This is a genomic window from Ferruginibacter sp. (assembly GCF_031430955.1).
In the GTDB taxonomy this organism is placed as follows: domain Bacteria; phylum Bacteroidota; class Bacteroidia; order Chitinophagales; family Chitinophagaceae; genus Ferruginibacter.
The window spans coordinates 1-2,032 of record NZ_JANPCM010000421.1 but is presented as its reverse complement, the minus strand read 5'-3'; the positions used below and the strand labels follow the sequence as shown (position 1 = coordinate 2,032).

At 35.5% G+C, this 2,032-nt stretch carries 3 protein-coding genes; all 3 read right to left on the bottom strand.

The window, feature by feature from the left end:
* Nucleotides 1–143 precede the first annotated feature (143 nt).
* Nucleotides 144–407: a hypothetical protein gene (locus ACY65O_RS11720; RefSeq protein ID WP_462221040.1), complete on the bottom strand. Its 264-nt coding sequence runs from the start codon at nucleotides 405–407 to the stop codon at nucleotides 144–146.
* Between the two features lie 286 nt (nucleotides 408–693).
* Entirely contained in the window at nucleotides 694–1,686 is a 993-nt protein-coding gene (trpD, locus tag ACY65O_RS11715) for an anthranilate phosphoribosyltransferase (protein ID WP_462221039.1), read from the bottom strand.
* 115 nt (nucleotides 1,687–1,801) lie between these two features.
* A partial coding sequence (locus ACY65O_RS11710) for a glutamine amidotransferase-related protein (RefSeq protein ID WP_462221038.1) occupies nucleotides 1,802–2,032 on the bottom strand: 231 nt, incomplete at its 5' end.

The following is a 2,032-nucleotide window of genomic DNA, read 5'->3' as shown; positions in this document are numbered from 1 at the left end:
TCGCTGCAATAAATTTATGAATTTAATATGGTATATTTTTTCGTTTACATATCGGACTGTAGAAAATTAAAGTCAGCTAATTTTTCGTTCCATAGGAAAGTCAGGTGGGTAGAAAAATTAAATTGCAAAACGTATTTCGTTCCTTAGGAACGACAGGTGCTAACGCAGAGTGCAACAAAAAACAAACAAACCAATGAAAAATATTTTACAGGAAGTTGTTGAAAAAAGAAAAGCAACCGTTCAGCAATTATACCAGTACCGTTTTCATTCAATAAACTTTTTTGTAACGATAAACATTTGCGCTTGTACAACGGCATCATTTCCCACGCCTGAATAGGGACAATACTTTTTAATTGCTGTACGGTTGCTTTTCTTTTTTCAACCACTTCTTCTAAAATATTTTTCATTTTAAAAATTATCTTTTTGTTTTTACACTCTGCGTAAGCACCTGTCGTTCCTACGGAACGTAACCTGAACTTTATTTCCCTTTGTCTACCCACCTGCCGTTCCTAGGAACGAAAATCACTTCGCATTTTTATTTGCTACCCACCTGCCTTTCCTGCGGAACGAAAACGTAACTATATATTTTTTTTCTAGCCATGTTGCGTTCCTATGGAACGAAAACCAGTTTACTGAATGTTCTAACCACCTAATATTTCTTAAAACAATAATGCAATTTTAATTGCAAGGGTATTATTGCAAAGCAATTAATTTTTGTAAACAATCATTTGCTTTACCACTTTCTAAACTTTCCACCGCATCATGATAGCAATCTTCATAGCTTTTATATTTGCCCGTACATTGCAATGCCATTGCCGAATTAGCCAGCACTACTGCATTTTGTGCCCAGCTGCCTTCGCCTTTTAAAATTTTTGTAAATATTTTTGCAGCTTCTTCTACTGTATTGCCGCCATAAATATCTTCTGCATTCACCATGCGCTTACCCAATGCTTCGGCGGTTAAGATTTTTTCTCCTTCGTTAGTAATAACTTTTGTATCACCTGTTAAAGAAATTTCATCGTAGCCATCTAAGGAATGAATAATGGTAAATTTATTTCCTGTGGGTTGTAATAAATAATTATAAATTCTTGCCATCTCTAAATTATATACGCCTACCAATTGGTATTTTGGAAACGCCGGATTTACCATTGGCCCCAGCATATTAAAAAATGTACGTACTCCTAAATTTTTTCTTATTGGCCCTACTGCTTTTAATGCCGGATGAAACATGGGTGCATGTAAAAAACAAATACTGGCTTCATCAATTTCTTGCTGCAATAAATTTTTATCACTTTTAAATGTATAACCTAACTGCTCCATTACATTACTGCTGCCACTAACAGATGTTGCACCATAGTTACCATGCTTGGCCACTTTGTTTCCTGTACCTGCCACAATAAAACAACTGAGTGTGGAAATATTGAAAGTATTTTTTCCATCACCCCCCGTTCCTACAATATCAATTACATCATGACCATTTAAATCTACTCTTACACAAAGCTCCAGCAAAGCATCACGAAAACCCTGCAGTTCATCAATAGTTATACTCCGCATTAAATACACGGTGATGAATGAAGCGATCTCACTTTCATTGTAAATATTTTTTGAGATATTTATCAACACTTCTTTCGCCTGCTCACGGGAAAGTGTTTTATGTTCGAATAAAAAATTAAGAATTTTTTTCATGCCCCTGTCCCCTAAAGGGGAACTTAGATTTAAAGTTTAAAATAAAATTTCAGTCTCTATAATTTGTAAAAAAACATTTCCAATTGTTTACTGTAAAAAGTCCCCTTCAGTGGATTTAGGGGCTAAGCCAGTTTCTTAAAATAGTTTCCCCATCAGGTGTCAACACACTCTCCGGATGAAACTGTACACCTTGCACATCATAAGTTTTATGTTGCAATGCCATGATGTAACCATTATCATCTCTTGCTGTTACTTCCAGTTCAGCAGGAAAATTTTCATCGCTGATTATCCAGCTGTGATAACGACCTACAATTATTTTACCGGGTAATCCCTCTAACACCGGATG

Excerpts from the sequence above, each read along its gene's own strand:
- trpD (WP_462221039.1), bottom strand. The coding sequence starts at position 1,686 with ATGAAAAAAATTCTTAATTTTTTATTCGAACATAAAACACTTTCCCGT.
- ACY65O_RS11720 (WP_462221040.1), bottom strand. The coding sequence starts at position 407 with ATGAAAAATATTTTAGAAGAAGTGGTTGAAAAAAGAAAAGCAACCGTA.